The organism is Streptomyces sp. NPDC001002, assembly GCF_053599215.1.
On the sequence record NZ_JBSFLV010000002.1, the window covers coordinates 114,011 to 131,525 of the forward strand.

Annotated in this window: 17 protein-coding genes and 1 tRNA gene; 5 read left to right on the forward strand and 13 right to left on the reverse strand. The window is 71.6% G+C overall.

The window, feature by feature from the left end; translation table 11 throughout:
* Nucleotides 1-15: 15 nt before the first annotated feature.
* From ACWDR3_RS01890 to ACWDR3_RS01900, 3 genes are read right to left on the reverse strand one after another with little or no spacing between them, the layout of a single operon-like run.
* Nucleotides 16-900, reverse strand: coding sequence for an SDR family oxidoreductase (locus ACWDR3_RS01890; protein WP_450349960.1), 885 nt, complete (start codon nucleotides 898-900; stop codon nucleotides 16-18).
* Entirely contained in the window at nucleotides 897-1,862 is a 966-nt protein-coding gene (locus ACWDR3_RS01895) for an alpha/beta fold hydrolase (protein WP_450349961.1), read from the reverse strand. The genes ACWDR3_RS01890 and ACWDR3_RS01895 overlap by 4 nt, the downstream gene beginning before the upstream one ends.
* A complete protein-coding gene (locus tag ACWDR3_RS01900; RefSeq protein WP_450349963.1) occupies nucleotides 1,859-3,442 on the reverse strand; it encodes a flavin-containing monooxygenase in 1,584 nt (527 codons plus the stop codon). The genes ACWDR3_RS01895 and ACWDR3_RS01900 overlap by 4 nt, the downstream gene beginning before the upstream one ends.
* A gap of 163 nt (nucleotides 3,443-3,605) precedes the next feature.
* Between ACWDR3_RS01900 and ACWDR3_RS01905 the strand changes: the two genes are divergently transcribed.
* Nucleotides 3,606-4,226, forward strand: coding sequence for a MerR family transcriptional regulator (locus ACWDR3_RS01905; protein WP_450350110.1), 621 nt, complete (start codon nucleotides 3,606-3,608; stop codon nucleotides 4,224-4,226).
* A 28-nt stretch (nucleotides 4,227-4,254) separates the two neighbouring features.
* Here the strand turns inward: ACWDR3_RS01905 and ACWDR3_RS01910 are convergent, their stop codons facing one another.
* Nucleotides 4,255-5,058 carry an exodeoxyribonuclease III gene (locus ACWDR3_RS01910; protein ID WP_450349964.1) on the reverse strand — a complete coding sequence of 268 codons (804 nt, stop codon included), beginning with the start codon at nucleotides 5,056-5,058 and terminating at the stop codon, nucleotides 4,255-4,257.
* Between the two features lie 70 nt (nucleotides 5,059-5,128).
* Between ACWDR3_RS01910 and ACWDR3_RS01915 the strand changes: the two genes are divergently transcribed.
* Complete coding sequence (locus ACWDR3_RS01915) at nucleotides 5,129-5,611, forward strand: GNAT family N-acetyltransferase (protein ID WP_450349966.1); 483 nt, start codon at nucleotides 5,129-5,131, stop codon at nucleotides 5,609-5,611.
* A gap of 6 nt (nucleotides 5,612-5,617) precedes the next feature.
* Here ACWDR3_RS01915 and ACWDR3_RS01920 read toward each other — a convergent pair whose 3' ends face one another.
* Both ACWDR3_RS01920 and ACWDR3_RS01925 read right to left on the reverse strand, forming a co-directional pair.
* Nucleotides 5,618-6,286, reverse strand: a complete 669-nt coding sequence (locus ACWDR3_RS01920) for a LuxR C-terminal-related transcriptional regulator (RefSeq protein ID WP_450349968.1) — start codon at nucleotides 6,284-6,286, stop codon at nucleotides 5,618-5,620.
* Complete coding sequence (locus ACWDR3_RS01925) at nucleotides 6,259-7,551, reverse strand: sensor histidine kinase (protein ID WP_450349970.1); 1,293 nt, start codon at nucleotides 7,549-7,551, stop codon at nucleotides 6,259-6,261. Before ACWDR3_RS01925 ends, ACWDR3_RS01920 begins: the two co-directional genes overlap by 28 nt.
* A gap of 167 nt (nucleotides 7,552-7,718) precedes the next feature.
* Between ACWDR3_RS01925 and ACWDR3_RS01930 the strand changes: the two genes are divergently transcribed.
* Both ACWDR3_RS01930 and ACWDR3_RS01935 read left to right on the forward strand, forming a co-directional pair.
* Complete coding sequence (locus tag ACWDR3_RS01930) at nucleotides 7,719-8,456, forward strand: ABC transporter ATP-binding protein (protein ID WP_450349971.1); 738 nt, start codon at nucleotides 7,719-7,721, stop codon at nucleotides 8,454-8,456.
* Nucleotides 8,450-11,017 (forward strand): FtsX-like permease family protein, encoded by a 2,568-nt coding sequence (locus tag ACWDR3_RS01935; protein WP_450349973.1) that lies wholly within the window; start codon nucleotides 8,450-8,452, stop codon nucleotides 11,015-11,017. Before ACWDR3_RS01930 ends, ACWDR3_RS01935 begins: the two co-directional genes overlap by 7 nt.
* A gap of 91 nt (nucleotides 11,018-11,108) precedes the next feature.
* Here the strand turns inward: ACWDR3_RS01935 and ACWDR3_RS01940 are convergent.
* From ACWDR3_RS01940 to galU, 7 genes are all read right to left on the reverse strand, one after another.
* Nucleotides 11,109-11,182: transfer RNA gene (locus tag ACWDR3_RS01940), tRNA-Ala, on the reverse strand.
* A gap of 125 nt (nucleotides 11,183-11,307) precedes the next feature.
* On the reverse strand, nucleotides 11,308-12,600 hold the full coding sequence (sepX, locus tag ACWDR3_RS01945; RefSeq protein WP_450349974.1) for a divisome protein SepX/GlpR: 1,293 nt from the start codon (nucleotides 12,598-12,600) through the stop codon (nucleotides 11,308-11,310).
* 172 nt (nucleotides 12,601-12,772) lie between these two features.
* Entirely contained in the window at nucleotides 12,773-13,393 is a 621-nt protein-coding gene (locus tag ACWDR3_RS01950; protein WP_450349975.1) for a GNAT family N-acetyltransferase, read from the reverse strand.
* A 20-nt stretch (nucleotides 13,394-13,413) separates the two neighbouring features.
* On the reverse strand, nucleotides 13,414-13,956 hold the full coding sequence (locus ACWDR3_RS01955; RefSeq protein ID WP_450349976.1) for a MogA/MoaB family molybdenum cofactor biosynthesis protein: 543 nt from the start codon (nucleotides 13,954-13,956) through the stop codon (nucleotides 13,414-13,416).
* Nucleotides 13,953-14,432: a cyclic pyranopterin monophosphate synthase MoaC gene (gene moaC / locus ACWDR3_RS01960; protein WP_351734092.1), complete on the reverse strand. Its 480-nt coding sequence runs from the start codon at nucleotides 14,430-14,432 to the stop codon at nucleotides 13,953-13,955. The genes ACWDR3_RS01955 and moaC overlap by 4 nt, the downstream gene beginning before the upstream one ends.
* A 130-nt stretch (nucleotides 14,433-14,562) precedes the next feature.
* Nucleotides 14,563-15,885 carry a molybdotransferase-like divisome protein Glp gene (gene glp, locus ACWDR3_RS01965; RefSeq protein ID WP_450349978.1) on the reverse strand — a complete coding sequence of 441 codons (1,323 nt, stop codon included), beginning with the start codon at nucleotides 15,883-15,885 and terminating at the stop codon, nucleotides 14,563-14,565.
* Nucleotides 15,886-15,889: 4 nt separating this feature from the next.
* A complete protein-coding gene (galU, locus tag ACWDR3_RS01970; protein ID WP_124003860.1) occupies nucleotides 15,890-16,792 on the reverse strand; it encodes a UTP--glucose-1-phosphate uridylyltransferase GalU in 903 nt (300 codons plus the stop codon).
* A 133-nt stretch (nucleotides 16,793-16,925) separates the two neighbouring features.
* On the opposite strand from galU, the gene ACWDR3_RS01975 reads away from it, so the two are divergent.
* Nucleotides 16,926-17,501, forward strand: a complete 576-nt coding sequence (locus tag ACWDR3_RS01975; RefSeq protein WP_450349979.1) for a 5-formyltetrahydrofolate cyclo-ligase — start codon at nucleotides 16,926-16,928, stop codon at nucleotides 17,499-17,501.
* Nucleotides 17,502-17,515 lie beyond the last annotated feature (14 nt).

The following is a 17,515-nucleotide window of genomic DNA, read 5'->3' on the forward strand; positions in this document are numbered from 1 at the left end:
ACCCTCGCATTTCGATCAGTCACGGTGCGTAGCACGAGCCTCTTCATCGGCCGTCCCACCTGCACCGACGAGCCCGCTCCGCATGCCGTCCAACCGTGACCCGAACCGCTTCATCTCCCGCTGGCCCACCGACCCGATGACCCCCGGCAGATACCCACGCACCCCCTGCATCCCCCGCAGCCACCACTGCCCGTACACATGACTGGACCGCCGCTCGATCCCCGCGACGATCCGGTCGACCGCGGGCCCCAGTGGATACGTCTTGTTGGCCGGCCACGGCAACCGCTGCCGCAGCTCCCGCATCACCTCGTCCTGGTCCGCCCCGCGCACCATGTCCGTGTCGGTCCAGGACAGATACCCCACCCCGACCCGCACGCCCTTGTACCCGACCTCGGCCCGCAGGCTGTGCGCGTACGCCTCCACACCGGACTTGGAGGCGCAGTACGCGGTCATCATCGGCGCCGGAGTCATGGCCGCGAGGGAGGCGATCTGGAGCAAGTAGCCCCGGCTCTCCATCAGTTGGGGCAGGAACGCGCGGGCCGTCACCGCCGACCCGATCAGGTTCACCTCGATCACCCGCCGCCAGGCGTCCGGATCGGAGTCGACGAACGGACCGCCCGTCGCCACACCGGCGTTGGCGACCACGATGTCGATCTTCCCGAACCGCTCCTTCACCTCCCGCGCCACCCGGGCCATCGCCTCATGGTCCGTGACGTCGGCGAACCAGTGGTCGCTGTCGCTGTGCAGCCGCTCGGAGACCTGCTTGAGGACGTCCGGTTCGAGCCCGACCAACGCCACCTTCACCCCGCGCGCGGACAGCTTCCGGGCGAGCAACTCCCCGACGCCCCGCGCCGCTCCGGTGACGACGGCGACCTGTCCTTCGAGACCGACCTTGCTCATGCGCTCTCCTTAGTGGCCGTGTCGGGCGTAGCGGGCCTATCGGCTGCGGCAGCCGGACCGGCCGTCGCGTACGTGGTCACCAGCTCCCGGATCCGCCCGCTCACCGACTCCGGCGCCTCGATGGGCACCATGTGCCCGAGCCCCGCCAGCTCCGTGCTGCCCACGCAGTTCGGCAGCGCGGCGACCAGCGCCCGCGTGTGCACCGGCGGGGTCAGCCGGTCGGCCGTCCCGCACAGCACGGCGGTCGGTACGCCGATCTCCCGTACGCCGTGGTCGAGTTCGAGCAGATCCAGCACCTGCGACCAGGCGTACCGCGCCTTGGGCGGACACGCGAGCACGATCCGCGCGACGGCTTCCACCATGTGCGGCGCCGAACCGGGGCCCATCGTCGCGTACTTGAGAAGCGCGCGGGAGACGGGCGTGACCGGCCCGAGCGGTCCCCGCGCGCCGAGGATCTTCTTGGTCAGCCAGGTCCGCGTCCGCCCCGCCCGGATCGGCAGCACGGTCGACTCGGCGACCAGCCGCGAGGCACCGGTGCTGCACAGCAGGACGGCGACGGCGTGCTCACGGAACGCGGGCCGGGCGGCCGCCGCCATCACCGTCATGCCGCCCATGGAGTGACCGACGATCACGGCCTGTTGGCCCGGCGCGAGGGTCGCCTTCAGTACCGCTTCGAGGTCGTCGGCGAGGGCGTCCGTACCGCAGGAGCGGCTCGCCGGGCTGCGTCCGTGGCCGCGTTGGTCGTAGGCGATGACGCGGTGATCGACCTCGAGGTCGCGGATCTGGGCCGCCCAGAAGGCGGTTGAGCAGGTCCAGCCGTGTGCGAGGACGACGGCCGGGGCGTCCTCGGGCCCGTGGATCTCGACATGGAGCCGGGAGCCGTCGGCGGAGACGGCGGTCACCTCGCGGGCGGGAGCGGGCGGGGCGTAGGGACCGGCGGTGACGTGCGTCAGACGGCTCACGCGGAAACCTCTTTCCTGGGGCCCTTGTCGGCGCCCTTGTCGACGCTCTTCTTGGCGCCCCTCTTGGCGGAGCCGGCCTTCTCGGCGGGGGCACTCCGGGCAGGTTCGGCCGACGGCCGTACGACGACGTACTCCCCCAGATCCACCCGGCGCGTGGCCCGCCGGAACTCGGTCGTCGTACCGGGCCAGACGGTGGTGTTGCGGCCGTTCGCGTCGAGGTACCAGCTGGTGCAGCCGCCGGTGTTCCACACGGTCCGCTCCATCCTCTCCTGCACGCGCCGGTTCCAGGCGTGCACGGCGCCGGGCCGGGCGTCGAGGGCCGCGCGGCCGCCGAGGACGTCCAACTGCCGCAGATAGTCCGCCATGTAGTTCAGCTGGGACTCGATCATCAGGATCATCGAGGAGTTCCCGAGCCCGGTGTTGGGCCCGATGATGGTCATCCAGTTCGGGAACCCGGCCGCGGAGGCGCCCCGCAGGGCCTCCATTCCACCCGTCCACGCCTCGGCGAGGGTCTTGCCCTCGGCGCCCACCACGCGGTCGGCGATCGGCATGTCGGTGACGTGGAAACCCGTACCGAAGACGATCGCGTCGACCTCGGTCTCGGTGCCGTCGGCGGCGACGAGGGTGGAGCCGCGCACCTCGCTCAACCCGCTGCTGACGACGTCGACGTTGGGCTGGGCGAGCGCCGGATAGTAGGTGTTGCTCAGCAGGATCCGCTTGCAGCCGATGCGGTAGTCGGGGGTGAGCCGGGCGCGCAGGGCCGGGTCCTTGATCGCGCGGGCCATGTTCCGTTTCGCCAACTGCTCGACGAAGCCCAGCTCTTCGGGGTGCTTGGTGAAGGCCTGGACCTGCAACTCCCTTATCCCCCACAGCAGTCCGCGACGGGCCCGGGTGGTGAAGGGCAGCGCGCGGTGCAGCGCCCGTTCGGCGCCGCTGATGGCGCGGTCGGCGCGGGGCATGACCCAGGGCGGGGTGCGCTGGAAGAGGGTGAGCCGGCCGACCCGCGGCTGGATGGCCGGCACGATCTGGATGGCGGAGGCGCCGGTGCCGATGACGGCGACGCGCTTGCCGCGCAGGTCGTAGTCGTGGTTCCAGCGGGCGGAGTGGAAGACCTCGCCGGGGAAGGAGTCGAGCCCCGGGATGTCGGGCGTCTTGGGATCGGACAGGGGCCCGGTGGCGGACACGACGACGTCGGCGGACAAGACCCCGGAACTGGTCTCGATGTCCCAGCACAACCGCCCCGCGTCCCAGGTCATCTTCTTCACCTCGGAGTTGAAGCGGAGGTGGGGCCGCAGGTGGAAGACGTCGGTGACGTGCTCCAGATACTTCCGGATGTGCTCCTGCCCGGAGAAGGCGCGCGGCCAGTCGGGATACGGGGCGAAGGAGAAGGAGTACAGGTGGGAGGGCACGTCGCAGGCGCACCCCGGATAGCTGTTGTCCCGCCAGGTGCCGCCGACGCCGCCGGCCCGTTCCAGCACGACGAAGTCGGTGATGCCCTCGCGCCGCAGCCGCACGGCGGCCCCGAGTCCCCCGAACCCGGACCCGACGACCACCACCCGCACATGTTCGTGTTCGGCCATGCCGATGCCCTTCCCTGCGCGACTCTGCCAGTGAACACTGGCGTAATCGGAGCGTAGAGCAGCTCCGTACTCATGGGTAGGGGTCGGCGGAAGGAAAGTTACCGCCGGTACGACATAGGCTCACGACGTGACAGCGGCCGAGGGACGACGAACCGAGTACCGCATGGAGGAGCTGGCCGCGAAGGCCGGCATCACCGTGCGCACCCTGCGCTTCTACCGCGAACGCAAACTGATCGGGCCACCCCGCCGCGAGGGCCGCATCGCCTGGTACGACGACCACCACCTGTCCCGCCTGCGCACGATCTCGGCGATGCTGGAACGCGGCCACACCCTCAACGGCATCGCGGAACTGGCCGACGCCCTCGACCACGGACGGGACGTCGCCGACCTCCTCGGCGTCGGCGGCCCCACCGAGGAGGAGCCGGTCCGCCTCACCCCCGAGGAACTCGCCGCCCGCTTCGAGGGCGAGGTCACCACCGAGAACCTCGCCGCCGCCATGGAACTCGGCTACCTGGGCACCGACGGCGACGAGATCGTCCACATCAGCCGCCGCCTCCTGGACGTCTCCTCCGACCTGGTCCGCGAGGGCATCCCGCTGGCCGAGGTCCTGGCGGCGGGCAAACAGGTCCGCGAACACGTCGACGTCCTCGCCGAGATGTTCGCCACCCTGGTCCTACGCCACGGCCCGGAAGAAAACCTCCAACGCCTACGCCCACTGGCCCGAAGCGTGGTGGAGGCGGAGCTGTCATTGGCGCTGGACAGGCGGTTGCGGAAGCGGGACTAGAACCGGGGGCCGGCGAGAGCCGCGAGGACTAATGGTCGTACACGACCGTCACCGGCGCGTGGTCCGACCAGCGCTCGGGGTGCGTGGCCGCGCGCTCGACGAGCCCCTTGACCGCCTTGGCGGCGAGGCCGGGCGTGGAGACCTGGTAGTCGATGCGCCATCCCGTGTCGTTGTCGAACGCCCGCCCCCGGTACGACCACCACGAATACGGCCCCTCCACCTCCGGATGCAGGGCGCGCACGACGTCGACGTACCCGCCGTCCGTCGCGTCGAAGACCTGGGTCAGCCAGGCGCGCTCCTCCGGGAGGAAGCCGGAGCTTTTCTGGTTGGCGCGCCAGTTCTTGAGGTCGGCGGGCTGGTGGGCGATGTTCCAGTCGCCGCAGACGACGACCTCGCGGCCGTCGGCGGCGGCGCGTTCGCGGAGTTCCTTGAGGTAGGCGAGGAACTCGCCCATGAAGCGGACCTTCTCGTCCTGGCGGTCGGTGCCGACCTCGCCGGACGGGAGGTAGAGCGAGGCGACCGTGACACCGGGCAGGTCCGCCTCGACGTAGCGCCCGCTCGTGTCGAACTCCGCCGACCCGAACCCGACCTGGACGCGGTCCGGCTCGCGGCGGGTGTAGAGGGAGACGCCGGCGCGGCCCTTCGCGGCGGCCGGCGCGTGCACGACGTGCCAGCCGTCGGGCGTGCGGACGTGCTCCGGCAACTGCTCCGGCTCGGCGCGCACCTCCTGCAGGCAGAGCACATCGGCGGAGGTCCCGGCGAGCCACTCCACGAAGCCCTTCTTCGCGGCGGCACGCAATCCGTTCACATTGGCGGTCGTCACAGTGAGCACGCGGGAACGATACCGGCACACTGGAGACAGTCCGACGCCCCACTCTGTGCATAGGTGTACGATCTTCGACATGAATATACGCCGGGTCCCCTTCGACCACCCCGACGCCGTGAAGCTGAACGACCAGGTCCAGGCCGAGTACCACGTCCGTTACGGCGACGGCGGCGACGCCACCGTCATGGACCCGACGCACTTCGAGCCGCCGAACGGCGTGTACCTCATCGCGTACGACGAGGACGACAGCCCGATCGCCACCGGCGGCTGGCGCGCCAAGGACGCCAACGGCGAGGGCAACCTCGACGGCGATGCCGAGCTCAAGCGGATGTACGTGGTCGAGCGGGCGCGGGGGTTGGGGCTCGCCCGGCGCATCCTGGCCGCGCTGGAGGAGGACGCGCGAGCGGCGGGGCGGCGGCGGATGGTCCTGGAGACGGGGACCAAGCAGCCGGAGGCGATCGCCCTGTACACGTCGAGCGGGTACGAGCCGTGCGAGAAGTTCGGCTACTACCGGTTCCACGAGGACAGCCGGTGCTTCGCCAAACCCCTTAACCCGTAAGGGTGTTCACGCCCTGAGATACGCCAGCACCGCCAGCACCCGCCGGTGCACGTCGTCCGCCGGTGGCAGGTCCAGCTTGGTGAGGATGCTGCCGATGTGTTTGCCGACGGCCGCCTCCGACACCACCAGCGCCCGCGCGATCGCCCCGTTCGACTTCCCCTCCGCGATCAGCGCCAGCACCTCCCGCTCCCGCGCGGTCAGCCGCGCCAGCGGATCACGGCGCCGGCGCAGCAACTGCCGTACCACCTCGGGGTCGACGACCGTGCCGCCGTCCGCGACATCGCACAGCGCGTCCACGAACCGCTCCACCTGCCCCACCCGGTCCTTGAGCAGATAGCCGACCCCGGTCCCGTCCCCGGAGTCCAACAGCTCGGCCGCGTAAGCCCGTTGCACGTACTGACTGAGCACCAGCACCGGCAACCCCGGCCGCTCCGAGCGCAGTTGGAGCGCCGCGTGCAGCCCCTCGTCCTGAAAACCGGGCGGCATGCGTACGTCCGTCACGACCACGTCCGGCCCGTCCGGACCCTGCGCGGCCACCGCCGCGAGCAGCGCGTCCGCGTCGCCGACGGCCGCGACGACCTCGTGCCCGAAGCGGCTGAGCAGCCCGGTCAGTCCGTCCCGCAGCAGCACGCTGTCCTCGGCGAGGACTACCCGGAGCGGTCGGTCGGCCGGCAAGGGATCTCCACTCGCAGCAGGGTCGGTCCGCCCGGCGGGCTGGACAGGGTGAGTCTGCCATCGAGCACCGACACCCGATCGGCGAGCCCGGTCAGCCCGCTACCGGCCCCGGCCCGCGCACCCCCGCACCCGTCGTCCCCGATCCGCAGCACCAACCGCCCGCCCGCGTACTCCCCACCGACCTCGGCCCGGCTCGCCCCGCTGTGCCGGGCGACATTCGCGAGCGCCTCGCAGACGACGAAGTACGCGGCGGACTCGACCGACCCGGGCAATCGCCGCCCGTCCAAGCCGAGTTGGAGATCGAGGGAGAGATCGACCGGGACCGGACTGCGGTCGGCCGCGTCGGCGACGGCGGCCTCAAGACCGTAGTCGGTGAGCACCTTGGGGTGGATGCCGTGGATCAACTCCCGCAGTTCGGCCAGCACTTGCCCGGCCTCCTCGTGCGCCTTGGCGAGCTGCTCGGCGAACGGTCCTGGTGGGGCGTCGAGTCGGGCAAGGCCGAGCGTCATGGTGAGGGCGACGAGCCGCTGTTGAGCGCCGTCGCGCAGGTCGCGCTCGATCCGTCGGCGCTCCGCCTCGAAGGCGTCCACCAACCGCACACGGGAGCGCACGAGTTCGGTGACCCGCACACTGTCCTCCGCACGGACCGGGGGCGCGATCATGGCGCGGGCGAGTTCGGCGCGGGCTCCCGCGAACACCCCCAGCGCGTACGCCCCTGTCGCGATCAGCACCACCCCCAGCCCGGCGACCGCGAACGCGCCGGGCAGCGTGTCGACGGCCCACACCTTCACCACCTTCGCCTCGCCCTGCACCCCGACCAGCACGGGCGCGGCCACCAACTGCCCCGGCACACCCACCGCGAGGGCGACGACCAGCGCGTCGAGCGGCCACAGCACCACCCCGACCAGCACGGCGTACGCCAACTCCCGCCAGGTCGCCGCCTCCCGCAACCGCGTCGACAGCCACGCCCCCAACCCCGCCCGCTCCGGCACCAGATGCCGCCCGGCGGGTTCCGCCCGGACCCCGACCAGCCGCAGCCGCCACCGTTCCACCGCGGCCACGGGAATCCCGGCCAGCACGGTCAGCCCGAGCAACGGCAGCCCGACGAGTACGACGGCGAGGGCGCCCCCGAGCACGGCCCCACAGGCGATCACCACGAGGACGACCGTCCCGAACAGCACCCCGCTGCCCAGGTACGCCAACGCCCGCCACGGCCATGCCGACCACAGGTATCCGCGCCTCCGGAGCGCCCGCCACACAGTCATGAGGATCACGGTAGGAGCGACGGGCGCGCCGGGCCATCCGTCCTGGGCGAGGCCGGGGGTATGCCTGGCCCTACCTCAAGTCTCGTCCCTGCCGCACTGATTGACCCGCCCGTCCCACGGTTCGCTGATCCCGGCAGCCGACGAGGGACGTACGGGAAGAAGGTCAGATGCGGTCCGACGCGATCGAACTACGAGGTGTGAGGCGGACGTTCGGGGCGGGCGACAGCCAAGTCGCCGCCCTGGACGACGTATCACTCGCCTTCCGGCAGGGCACCTTCACCGCCGTGATGGGCCCGTCCGGCTCGGGCAAGTCCACGCTGTTGCAGTGCGCAGCTGGCCTGGATCGCCCCACCTCGGGCTCGGTCCGGATCGGCGGGACGGAGTTGACGACACTCACCGAGCGCCGCCTCACCCTCCTGCGCCGCGAACGCGTCGGCTTCGTCTTCCAGGCCTTCAACCTCCTCCCGTCCCTGACGGCGGAACAGAACGTGGCCCTCCCGCTGCGCCTGGCCGGCCGCCGCGTACCGAGGTCGGAGGTACGGGCGGCTCTGTCCCGCGTCGGCCTCACGGACCGCGCCCGGCACCGCCCCGGCGAACTCTCCGGCGGCCAGCAGCAACGCGTCGCCCTGGCCCGCGCCCTGATCACCCGCCCCGAGGTCCTGTTCGCCGACGAACCGACCGGCGCCCTCGACTCGCGGACCGGCAGGGACGTACTCGCCCTCCTCCGCACCATGGTCGACACGGAGGAACGCACGATCGTGATGGTCACCCACGACCCGATCGCCGCGTCGTACGCAGACCGGGTGCTGTTCCTGGTGGACGGCCGCGTGCACGGCGAACTGTCCGGCGCCCCCGCGGCCGACATCGCCGCCCGCATGACGACACTGGAGGCCGTCCCGTGCTGACGGTCGCCGTCCAGACCCTGCGCACGCGTTGGGTCACCTTCGTCGGCAGCTTCGTCGCGCTCACGCTCGGCGTCGCGCTGATCGCCGTCATGGGCCAGTCCCTCGCCGCTTCCCTGGACGCCCCCGAGCGCCGGCCGGAACGGTTCACGGCGGCCGAGGTGGTGGTGAAGGGACAGGACACCCTCCGCGTCCCGACCCCGAACGGCGTCCGTACCGAGCAACTCGCCCACCCCCGCCCGGTCCCCGCCCGGACGATCGCCGCCCTGCGCCACCTGGGCAGGATCACCGAGGACCGCTCCTTCGCCGTACCCACCGAGGACGGCCCCCGCGACCTCGTCGGCCACCCATGGTCGACGGCGGCCTACGCCCCGTACGAACTCACCACGGGCCGCGCGCCCCGCACCGTCGACGAGGTGGTGGCGACGGGGAGTTGGACGGAGACGGGCCGGTGCCTGCGGACCGCTTACGGGCGGGTCCGCGTGGTCGGCACGGTTGGGGTGGTCGGCACGGTTGGGGCGGTAGGCGCAGTCCCCTTCGAAAACGCCCTGTTCTACACGGACACCCGGGCAGCGCGCCTGTCGCCGGTGAGTACGCAACTCGTGGTGGACGCAGACGCGGGGGCAGTACGGCGGGTGGTGAACGGCGCGGGCGGGGTGAAGGGTGTGGGCGAGGCAGGCGCCGGCGCGGGCGAGGTGAACAGTGTGGGCGAGGCAGGCGCCGGCGCGAGCGTGCTCACCGGCAACGACCGACGGCTCGCAGACCCCGACCCCGACCGTGACGCCGAGGCCCTCACGGCCCTCAACGCCCTGTTCGGCACGGCCAGCGGGGTCACCGGCTTCGTATCGGTGTTCGTCGTGGCGTCCACCTTCGCCTTCGCGGTCGCCCAGCGCCGCCGGGAGTTCGGGCTGCTGCGCCTGGCCGGCGCGACCCCGGCCCAACTCCGCCGGACGGTCTGCGCGGAGGCACTGCTGATCGGCGTCGCGGCCTCGGCGACGGGCTGCGCGCTGGGGGCGTACGCCGCTCCGCTGCTGGCGTCCCAGGTGGTCGACGGCGGCCTCGCACCGGCATGGTTCGCGATCGGCGACCACACCTGGCCGTACCACCTGGCCTTCTGGACCGGCGTACTGGTATCGCTGTGCGGAGTCCTGGCCGCCTCGCACCGGGCGGGCCGAACCAGCCCGACGGACGCGCTGCGAGAAGCGTCGGTGGACACCAATCCCCTCGCCCCGGGCCGCCTCCTGTCCGGTACGACCCTGCTGTTCACGGCCGTCGCCCTGCAGGCGTTCGCCCTGCTGACCGACCCGGGTGACCTGCTGCACCGCAAGACGTACGTCAGCCGCCCGATGCTGCTGATCACGGCGGTTGCGCTGCTGTCACCTGCGGTGGTGCGCCCCCTGGTCCGCCTGGTCGTCCGGCTGCCCGGCGCCGTCGGCATGCTGGTGCGCGAGAACACCGCTGCCGGTGTCCGCCGTACCGCCGCCGTCGCGGCCCCCGTCCTGGTCACGGTGGCCCTGACCGGTTCCCTGCTGGGCGCCACGGCGACGCTGGAGGGCGCGCGGGCGACAGAGGCAGGCGACCGCACCACGGCGGACTTCATCCTCACCCCACCACCCGGAACCGCCTTCACCCCAACGACCCTGCACCACCTGCGCACAATCCCCGACGCGATCGTCTCCCCCACTGCGACAACCGCCGTCTACGTCCTGGAGGACGGAACAACCCTGATCAAGTCACAAGCACGCGCGGCAGCCCCACCCCTCCTCGCCACAACCGCGCACCTACCCCTGACCGCCGGCCGAGTCATCGACCTGGACGACGACTCGATCATCGTGAACAAGGAATGGGCCAGCCACACCCTGGGCCAACGCGTAACCGTCTGGCTGGCCGACGGCACCCGGAAATCCCTGCGCATCGCGGCAGTGATGCCGACCGGCACGGGCGACAACGGCGCATACGTGACCCCGGCCAACGCCCCACACGCCCCCGTCGACCGGGTCGAGGTGAAGGTACGGGAGGGCGGGAGTGCGAGCGAGGTGGCGGCGGGGTTGCGGAGGGCGGTGAGCGGCACGGGGGTGGAAGTCCTGACCCGAGCGGACTGGCTACGACGCACACCCCCCTCCCCCTCGGGGGGTCTGGCCACCGGAACGGACCGCACAACCCGCCTCGGCTTCCTCCTGGTCCTAGGCCTCGCCCTCCTCTACACCGCCATCTCCCTAGCCAACACCCTGCTCATGGCCACCTCCGACCGACTGCACGACCTGGAAACCCTCCGCCTAGCGGGCGCGACAAGAACCCAGCTCCTACGCCTGATCACGGCGGAGTCACTGACGACGGTGACACTGGGCGCGTCCCTGGGCCTCCTGACCGCCACCCTGAACCTGCTCGGAATGTGGACGGCCCTGGCCCACCAGTCGGTATGGACCCTGCCCCGACTCCCCTGGCCCGCCCTGGCTCTGACCACGGCGTCCTGCGCGGCGATAGCCGTCGTCGCGGCCCTGATCCCAACGGCTCTCGCCTTGCGCAGCCGAGCCGCAGGGACGCGCACCGGTGCCGCTGCCTGACAACAGGTCAGCACAACAAAGATCCCGCCCGATCTTCCGATCGGACGGGATCTCATCAACTGCCCCAGGTTTCCCTGACCAGTTGTTGCGGTGGACCTGTGGGGATTTGAACCCCAGACCCCCTCGATGCGAACGAGGTGCGCTACCAGACTGCGCCACAGGCCCTTGCAACGAGTGAAACTCTAGCATCCCGGTCCGCGTGCTTGGAAATCCGTTCCCGGGCCCCGGCAGGCGGCCCCGCCACAGGTGGGGGCGGGGGCAGACGGAGAGGGCGAGCGCCCCCGGGTCGCCTATTCGTTGGCGGCCCGGGGGCGCTCCCCGTCCTCGTACTGATCGAACAGCGGCGTACGCCCCCGCTCCCGCGCGCGCCTCGCGGACGCGGCCCGGCGGGCGTCGCTGCGGCCCTCGCCGTCCGTCTCTGTCTCCGACTCCGCCTGGTCGTCGGCGGGATCCATGTGCGCGTCCGCGCCGGGCTCGGTGCCGGCCTCCGCCTCCTGGTCCCGCGCGACCGAGCTCGACCGTGCCGAGCTCCACGCGTCCGGCGCCCCCAGGTCCACGTCCGAGGTGGCTCGCGGAGCTACTGGCGCGGTCACGTACGTCGGCAGCGGCACCGGGACCGGGTCCCAGCTGTCGCCGTGTCCGGGACGCCGCTGGCGCTCGCGCTGCTGGTCGACCCACTCGGCGTGGTCGGTCTGCTCGACGAGGGCGCGACGGTCGGCGGCGAGTGCGGACAGGCCCGGGTCCAGTTCCTGCTCTGGCGCACCCTCCGGCGACTCGGCCTCGGCCTCGGCGGTGGCCCGCCGGCGCGGCTGACGCTGCCGCTCCCGCAGTCGCTGCGCGGCGGCCTCGGCCCGGCGCCGGTCCATCTGGTAGGTGAACCGGCGCTGCTCCTGGGAGCGCAGGTACACGATGTAGCCGCTCAGCAGTATCGCGGGCACACCCGGCGCCCACAGGAACGCCAGTCCGCCGACCGCCGCGACGACCGTGCCCATCGTGAACGCGAGGAACAGCATCACGGTGGTACGCCGACGGCGCGCGAGCACCTTCGTACGCCGGGCGCGCGCGGCGGCCGCCTCGGCCGCGGGCGAACGCCGGGCGACCGGGACGCGCTTGCGCGCCGGCGCGGAGCCGGATTCGGGCGCCGGAGCGGAGTGGGACGCGCGCGCCGGTGCGGAACCGGATGTGGGAGTGGACGCGGGACTGGTCGTACGGGCGGGCTTGGTACTCGGCGCCTGTGCCGACCCGGTACCTGCCCCCGACCCGGTGCCTGCCGCCGGTGCTTTCACGTCCGCGCGCACCTGGGCGCGGGCCGGAGGCATGGCGAAGGCCCGGACGTCCACCGAGTCGGTGACGACGTCCGGAGCGTCGGCGCTGTGCTCCCCCTCTTCGGTGGAGCGCGCGCGCAGGTCCTTGGCGTACCGGCGCTCCATGCCCGCCCGTCCGGACAGCAACCGGATGGCTGTGCTGAAGCGTTCCGTCGGACGGGCCTCGTTCAGCTCGTCCTGCCTACGGAGCCACATCGGCACCAAGTAGGCGGCCCAGGCCCCGACAATGACTGCGTAGATGAGGCCGCTGCTGCTCACGCCTCACACGGTAGAGGGGTTTGCGTGAGGCCATCTGCCAATTGAGCCGGTGTGTCGCACGATCTGGCTGATATTTCGAACTTTTTTTGTGACCGATGCGATCAGCAGCCCGCGACGGGCGCGAAATTAATGCTTTGAGTCGGTCACTGGGCGATCAATTTCGAACACCTATTCAATTCCCCGGAGAAGTGTCGTGCGAGGTCCGCTGAGAGCGTGCCCGCTGCCAGCGGCTCAGCAACCCGTCGGGGACCTCTTCCGCCGTGAGCGCGAAGACGAGATGGTCGCGCCAGGCTCCGTCGATGTGGAGATAACGCGGCCTGAGCCCCTCCTCACGGAATCCGAGTTTCTCCACCACGCGGCGGCTGGGCCCGTTCTCGGGGCGAATGCAGACCTCGATGCGGTGCAGACCGACCGTGCGGAAACAGTGGTCCACGACGAGTGCCACGGACGTCGGCATCACACCGCGCCCGGCCACCGACTCGTCCACCCAGTAGCCGACATGGCCCGAGCACATCGAGCCCCAGGTGATCCCGGCGACCGTCAACTGCCCGACCAGGCGCCCCTGGTACTCGATGACGAAGGGCAGCATCCGGCCCGAGTTCGCCTCGGACCGAAGATGCCGGACCATCTGCCGGTAGGTCGGCCGGTGGGCGATCGGCCCGCTGGGCGTGGGCGGCGGAATCGTCGCCTCCCAGGGGCGCAGCCAGTCCCGGTTGCGCCGGTTGACCTCGCGCCAGGCGCGCTGGTCACGCAGTTTTATCGGCCTCAGGACGATGTCGCCGTCCGCCAGCACGGCGGGCCAGGATGGGCTGTTCAGCTCGCACCCCCACTGGTGGCGCCGGGTCTTTGGTGGTCGCCGCCCCGGATCTGGTCGACGGCGTGCACCAGCAGGGGTTCCAGGACGGCGAGACCGTCCTTCACCCCGCCGGTGGAACCCGGCAGGTTGACGATGAGCGTGCCCCCCGCGACTCCGGCCAGCCCCCGGGAGAGCGCCGAGGTCGGCACCTTCTCCCGTCCGAACGCCCGGACGGCCTCGGCGATGCCCGGCACCTCGTAGTCGATCACCCGGCGGGTCGCCTCCGGCGTGCGGTCGGTGGGCGAGACGCCGGTGCCGCCGGTGGTGACGATCACGTCGAAACCGGCCTCGACGCCCGCCCGCAGCGCGGCTTCCACGGGGTCGCCGTCGGGCACGATCTGCGGCCCGTCCACGGTGAAGCCGAAGCCCTTGAGACCCTCGGCGATCAGCGGACCGCCCCTGTCCTCGTAGACCCCGGCCGCGGCCCGGTTCGAGGCCGTGACGACGAGCGCGCTGTAGGGCGCGGGGAGGGCACCGCCTATGGGCGCGTCGAGGGTCATGACCGGCTCCAGTCGCCCGACTTGCCGCCCGTCTTCTCCTCCACGCGCACGTCCGTGATGACCGCTCCCTTGTCGACCGCCTTGACCATGTCGATCACGGTGAGCGCGGCGACGGAGACCGCGGTGAGCGCCTCCATCTCGACGCCCGTGCGGTCCGTGGTCTTCACGGTGGCCACGATCTCCACGGCGTCGTCCGCGACCGACAGATCCAGTTTCACACCCGACACCGACAACGGGTGGCACAGCGGGATGAGGTCCGGCGTGCGCTTGGCGCCCATGATCCCCGCGATCCGCGCGGTGGCCAGCGCGTCGCCCTTGGGAACGCCCTCACCGCGCAGCAGCTCGATCACGCGCGGCGAGACGAGGACGCGCCCGCTGGCGCGGGCGGTCCGGGCGGTCACGTCCTTCCCGGAGACGTCGACCATGCGGGCGGCACCCGCGTCGTCGATGTGGGTCAGACGGTCCTGCGTGCTCATGGCGTGTGGCGCTCCCGGTCCGGGCCCGTCGCGATGCGGCGCGCGGGCCTGTTGTGCGCGACACGGTACCGCCAAGTCGGCGCGGACAACGGACCAGCACGGCGTCTTCGACCGGCACGCACGCGTGGGGTCAGCCGAGCAGGACGACCTCGACCTCGGTGCCGGGCTCGACGGACTCCACGTCCTCGGGTACGACGATCAGCGCGTCGGCGTGCGCGAGGGCCGCGACCAGGTGCGATGCGGCGCCGCCGACCGGGCTCACCGAGCCGTCGGCGTAGGTGGCCCGCAGGAACTGCCGGCGCCCCTTCGGCGAGGTCAGCGCCTTGGCGGCGGTCAGGGTGGCCCGGGTCCTGGGCCGGTGGATGTCGTCGAGCCCCATGAGCGCGCGGATCGCAGGCCGCGCGAACAGCTCGAAGGAGACGTACGACGACACCGGGTTGCCCGGCAGGGCGAGCAGCGGGGTGTGGTCGGGGCCGATGGAGCCGAAGCCCTGGGGCTTGCCGGGCTGCATGGCGAGCTTGCGGAACTCGATGCCGCTGCCCGCCGCGTCCTCGTCGCCGACGTACGACAGCGCTTCCTTGACGACGTCGTACGCTCCGACGCTCACTCCGCCCGTGGTGACCAGGAGGTCGGCGCGGACGAGCTGGTCCTCGATGGTGGCGCGCAGGGTCTCGGCGTCGTCGGCGACGGCGCCCACCCGGTAGGCGATGGCGCCGGCGTCGATGGCGGCCGCGGTGAGGGCGAAGCTGTTGGAGTCGTAGATCTGGCCGCTGCCCAACTGCTCGTCGGGCTGGACGAGTTCGCTGCCGGTGGACAGGACGACCACGCGCGGACGCGGGCGCACGCGTGCCGTGCCGCGGCCGATCGCCGCGAGCAGGCCGATCTGCGGCGGGCCCAGGACGGTGCCCGCCTCCAGGGCGCGGTCCCCGGCCTTCACGTCGCTGCCCTTCGCGCGTACGTGCGCGCGTGCCTCGGCCGGCCGGTACACGTGCACATGGCCCTCGGCCGCCTCGGGGGCCAGGCTGCGGGCGCGCATCCCGGTCACCGGTCCGTCGCCGAGGCCTCCGTCGGTCCACTCGACCGGGACGACGGTCTCGGCGCCGGGCGGCAGCGGGGCGCCGGTCATGATGCGGGCGGCCTGGCCGGGGCCCACGTGGAGCAGGTCGGCCTGGCCCGCCGCGACATCGCCGACGACCTCCAGGACGGCGGGGAACTCCTCGCTCGCGCCCGCGACATCCGCGACCCGTACCGCGTACCCGTCCATGGAGCTGTTGTCGAAGGGCGGCAGCGAGAGCGGCACCGTGATGTCTTCGACGAGGACGCAGCCCTGGGCGTCCAGCAGGTTCAGCTCGATGGGTTCGAGGGGACGGACGGTGGCGAGGATGTCCTCCAGGTGTTCCTCCACCGACCACAGGTGGTCCGGGCCGGCGGTGCGGGGCGCGGCGCTGCTCAAATCGCTACATCTCCTCGGCTACGTAACTGCGAAGCCAGGTCCGGAAGTCCGGGCCCAGATCTTCACGTTCGCACGCGAGTCTGACAATGGCACGCAGATAGTCGCCGCGGTCGCCGGTGTCATAGCGGCGGCCCTTGAAGACGACGCCGTGCACCGGGCCGCCGACCTTCTCGTCCTGGGCGAGCTGCTGGAGGGCGTCGGTGAGCTGGATCTCGCCGCCGCGGCCCGGCTCGGTCTTGCGCAGTATGTCGAAGATGTGCGGGTCCAGGACGTAGCGTCCGATGACCGCGTAGTTCGACGGGGCGTCCACCGGGTCGGGCTTCTCGACCAGGCCTGTCACCTTGACGACGTCGCCGTCGGCGGTGGGCTCGACGGCCGCGGAGCCGTAGAGGTGGATCTGCTCCGGCTCGACCTCCATGAGGGCGATGACGCTGCCGCCGTGCTGCTCCTGGACGGCGACCATGCGCGCGAGCAGCGGGTCGCGCGGGTCGATCAGGTCGTCGCCGAGCAGGACGGCGAAGGGCTCGTGACCGACGTGCGGGGCGGCGCAGAGCACGGCGTGACCGAGCCCCTTGGGGTCGCCCTGGCGCACGTAGTGCATGGTCGCGAGGTCGCTGGACTCCTGCACCTTGGCCAGCCGGCTGGCGTCACCCTTCTTCTGAAGGGCCGACTCCAGCTCGTAGTTGCGGTCGAAATGGTCCTCCAGGGGGCGCTTGTTGCGCCCCGTGATCATGAGGACGTCGTCGAGGCCCGCGGACACGGCCTCCTCGACCACGTACTGGATCGCCGGCTTGTCGACGACGGGCAGCATCTCCTTGGGAGTGGCCTTCGTGGCCGGCAGGAACCGGGTGCCGAGGCCGGCTGCGGGAATGACAGCCTTGCTGATCCTGGGGTGCGACTGAGTCATGTCCGCAACCTTATCCGGTGCCTTTGCAGGGAATCTGTGGCTCCGGTTAATTAGCTCTCATATGAGCGCATTAGGAAGGGTACGGGTGCGATCTGTGAGTCACATCGGACGTGCGGCCGAGCCTGACAAGCGAATGTTGCGGCGAGAGTTCATCGCGGTGAGGAACAGGTTGACGGCGGATGACGTGCGGGAATCCGCGGGCGAGTTGGCCACACGCGCGCTCGAACTGCCCGAGTTGGCGCACGCGCGCACGGTGGCGGCGTACGTCTCCGTGGGCAGCGAGCCCGGAACGCTCGCGCTGCTGGACGCGCTGCACGCGCGGGGCGTGCGGGTCCTGCTCCCCGCGCTCCTGCCGGACAACGACCTGGACTGGGGCTCCTACGCCGGTGAGGGCTCCCTCGCCCGGGTCCAACACGGCGGAAAGATGGCGCTGTTCGAGCCCACCGGCACGCGGCTGGGCCCGGAGGCCGTCATCGAGGCGGACGCCGTGCTGCTGCCCGGCCTCGCGGTCGACGCGCGCGGAATGCGGCTGGGGCGCGGCGGAGGGTCGTACGACCGCGTGCTCGCCCGTCTGGAGCGCGCGGACGTGCATCCCGCACTGGTGGTGCTCCTCTACGACGCCGAGGTCGTCGAGCGTGTTCCGGCGGAGGCGCACGACCGGCCCGTGCAGGCCGCGGTGACGCCGTCGGCGGTGCACCGCTTCCGGTAGCCGGGGGGGCGGGT

Bases quoted from the DNA above. Each gene is read 5' to 3' on its own strand.
- ACWDR3_RS01890 (WP_450349960.1), bottom strand. From the start codon at position 900: ATGAGCAAGGTCGGTCTCGAAGGACAGGTCGCCGTCGTCACCGGAGCG.
- ACWDR3_RS01900 (WP_450349963.1), bottom strand. From the start codon at position 3,442: ATGGCCGAACACGAACATGTGCGGGTGGTGGTCGTCGGGTCCGGGTTC.
- ACWDR3_RS01905 (WP_450350110.1), top strand. From the start codon at position 3,606: ATGGAGGAGCTGGCCGCGAAGGCCGGCATCACCGTGCGCACCCTGCGC.
- ACWDR3_RS01915 (WP_450349966.1), top strand. From the start codon at position 5,129: ATGAATATACGCCGGGTCCCCTTCGACCACCCCGACGCCGTGAAGCTG.
- ACWDR3_RS01925 (WP_450349970.1), bottom strand. From the start codon at position 7,551: ATGACTGTGTGGCGGGCGCTCCGGAGGCGCGGATACCTGTGGTCGGCA.
- ACWDR3_RS01930 (WP_450349971.1), top strand. From the start codon at position 7,719: ATGCGGTCCGACGCGATCGAACTACGAGGTGTGAGGCGGACGTTCGGG.
- ACWDR3_RS01955 (WP_450349976.1), bottom strand. From the start codon at position 13,956: ATGACCCTCGACGCGCCCATAGGCGGTGCCCTCCCCGCGCCCTACAGC.
- moaC (WP_351734092.1), bottom strand. From the start codon at position 14,432: ATGAGCACGCAGGACCGTCTGACCCACATCGACGACGCGGGTGCCGCC.
- galU (WP_124003860.1), bottom strand. From the start codon at position 16,792: ATGACTCAGTCGCACCCCAGGATCAGCAAGGCTGTCATTCCCGCAGCC.
- ACWDR3_RS01975 (WP_450349979.1), top strand. From the start codon at position 16,926: ATGTTGCGGCGAGAGTTCATCGCGGTGAGGAACAGGTTGACGGCGGAT.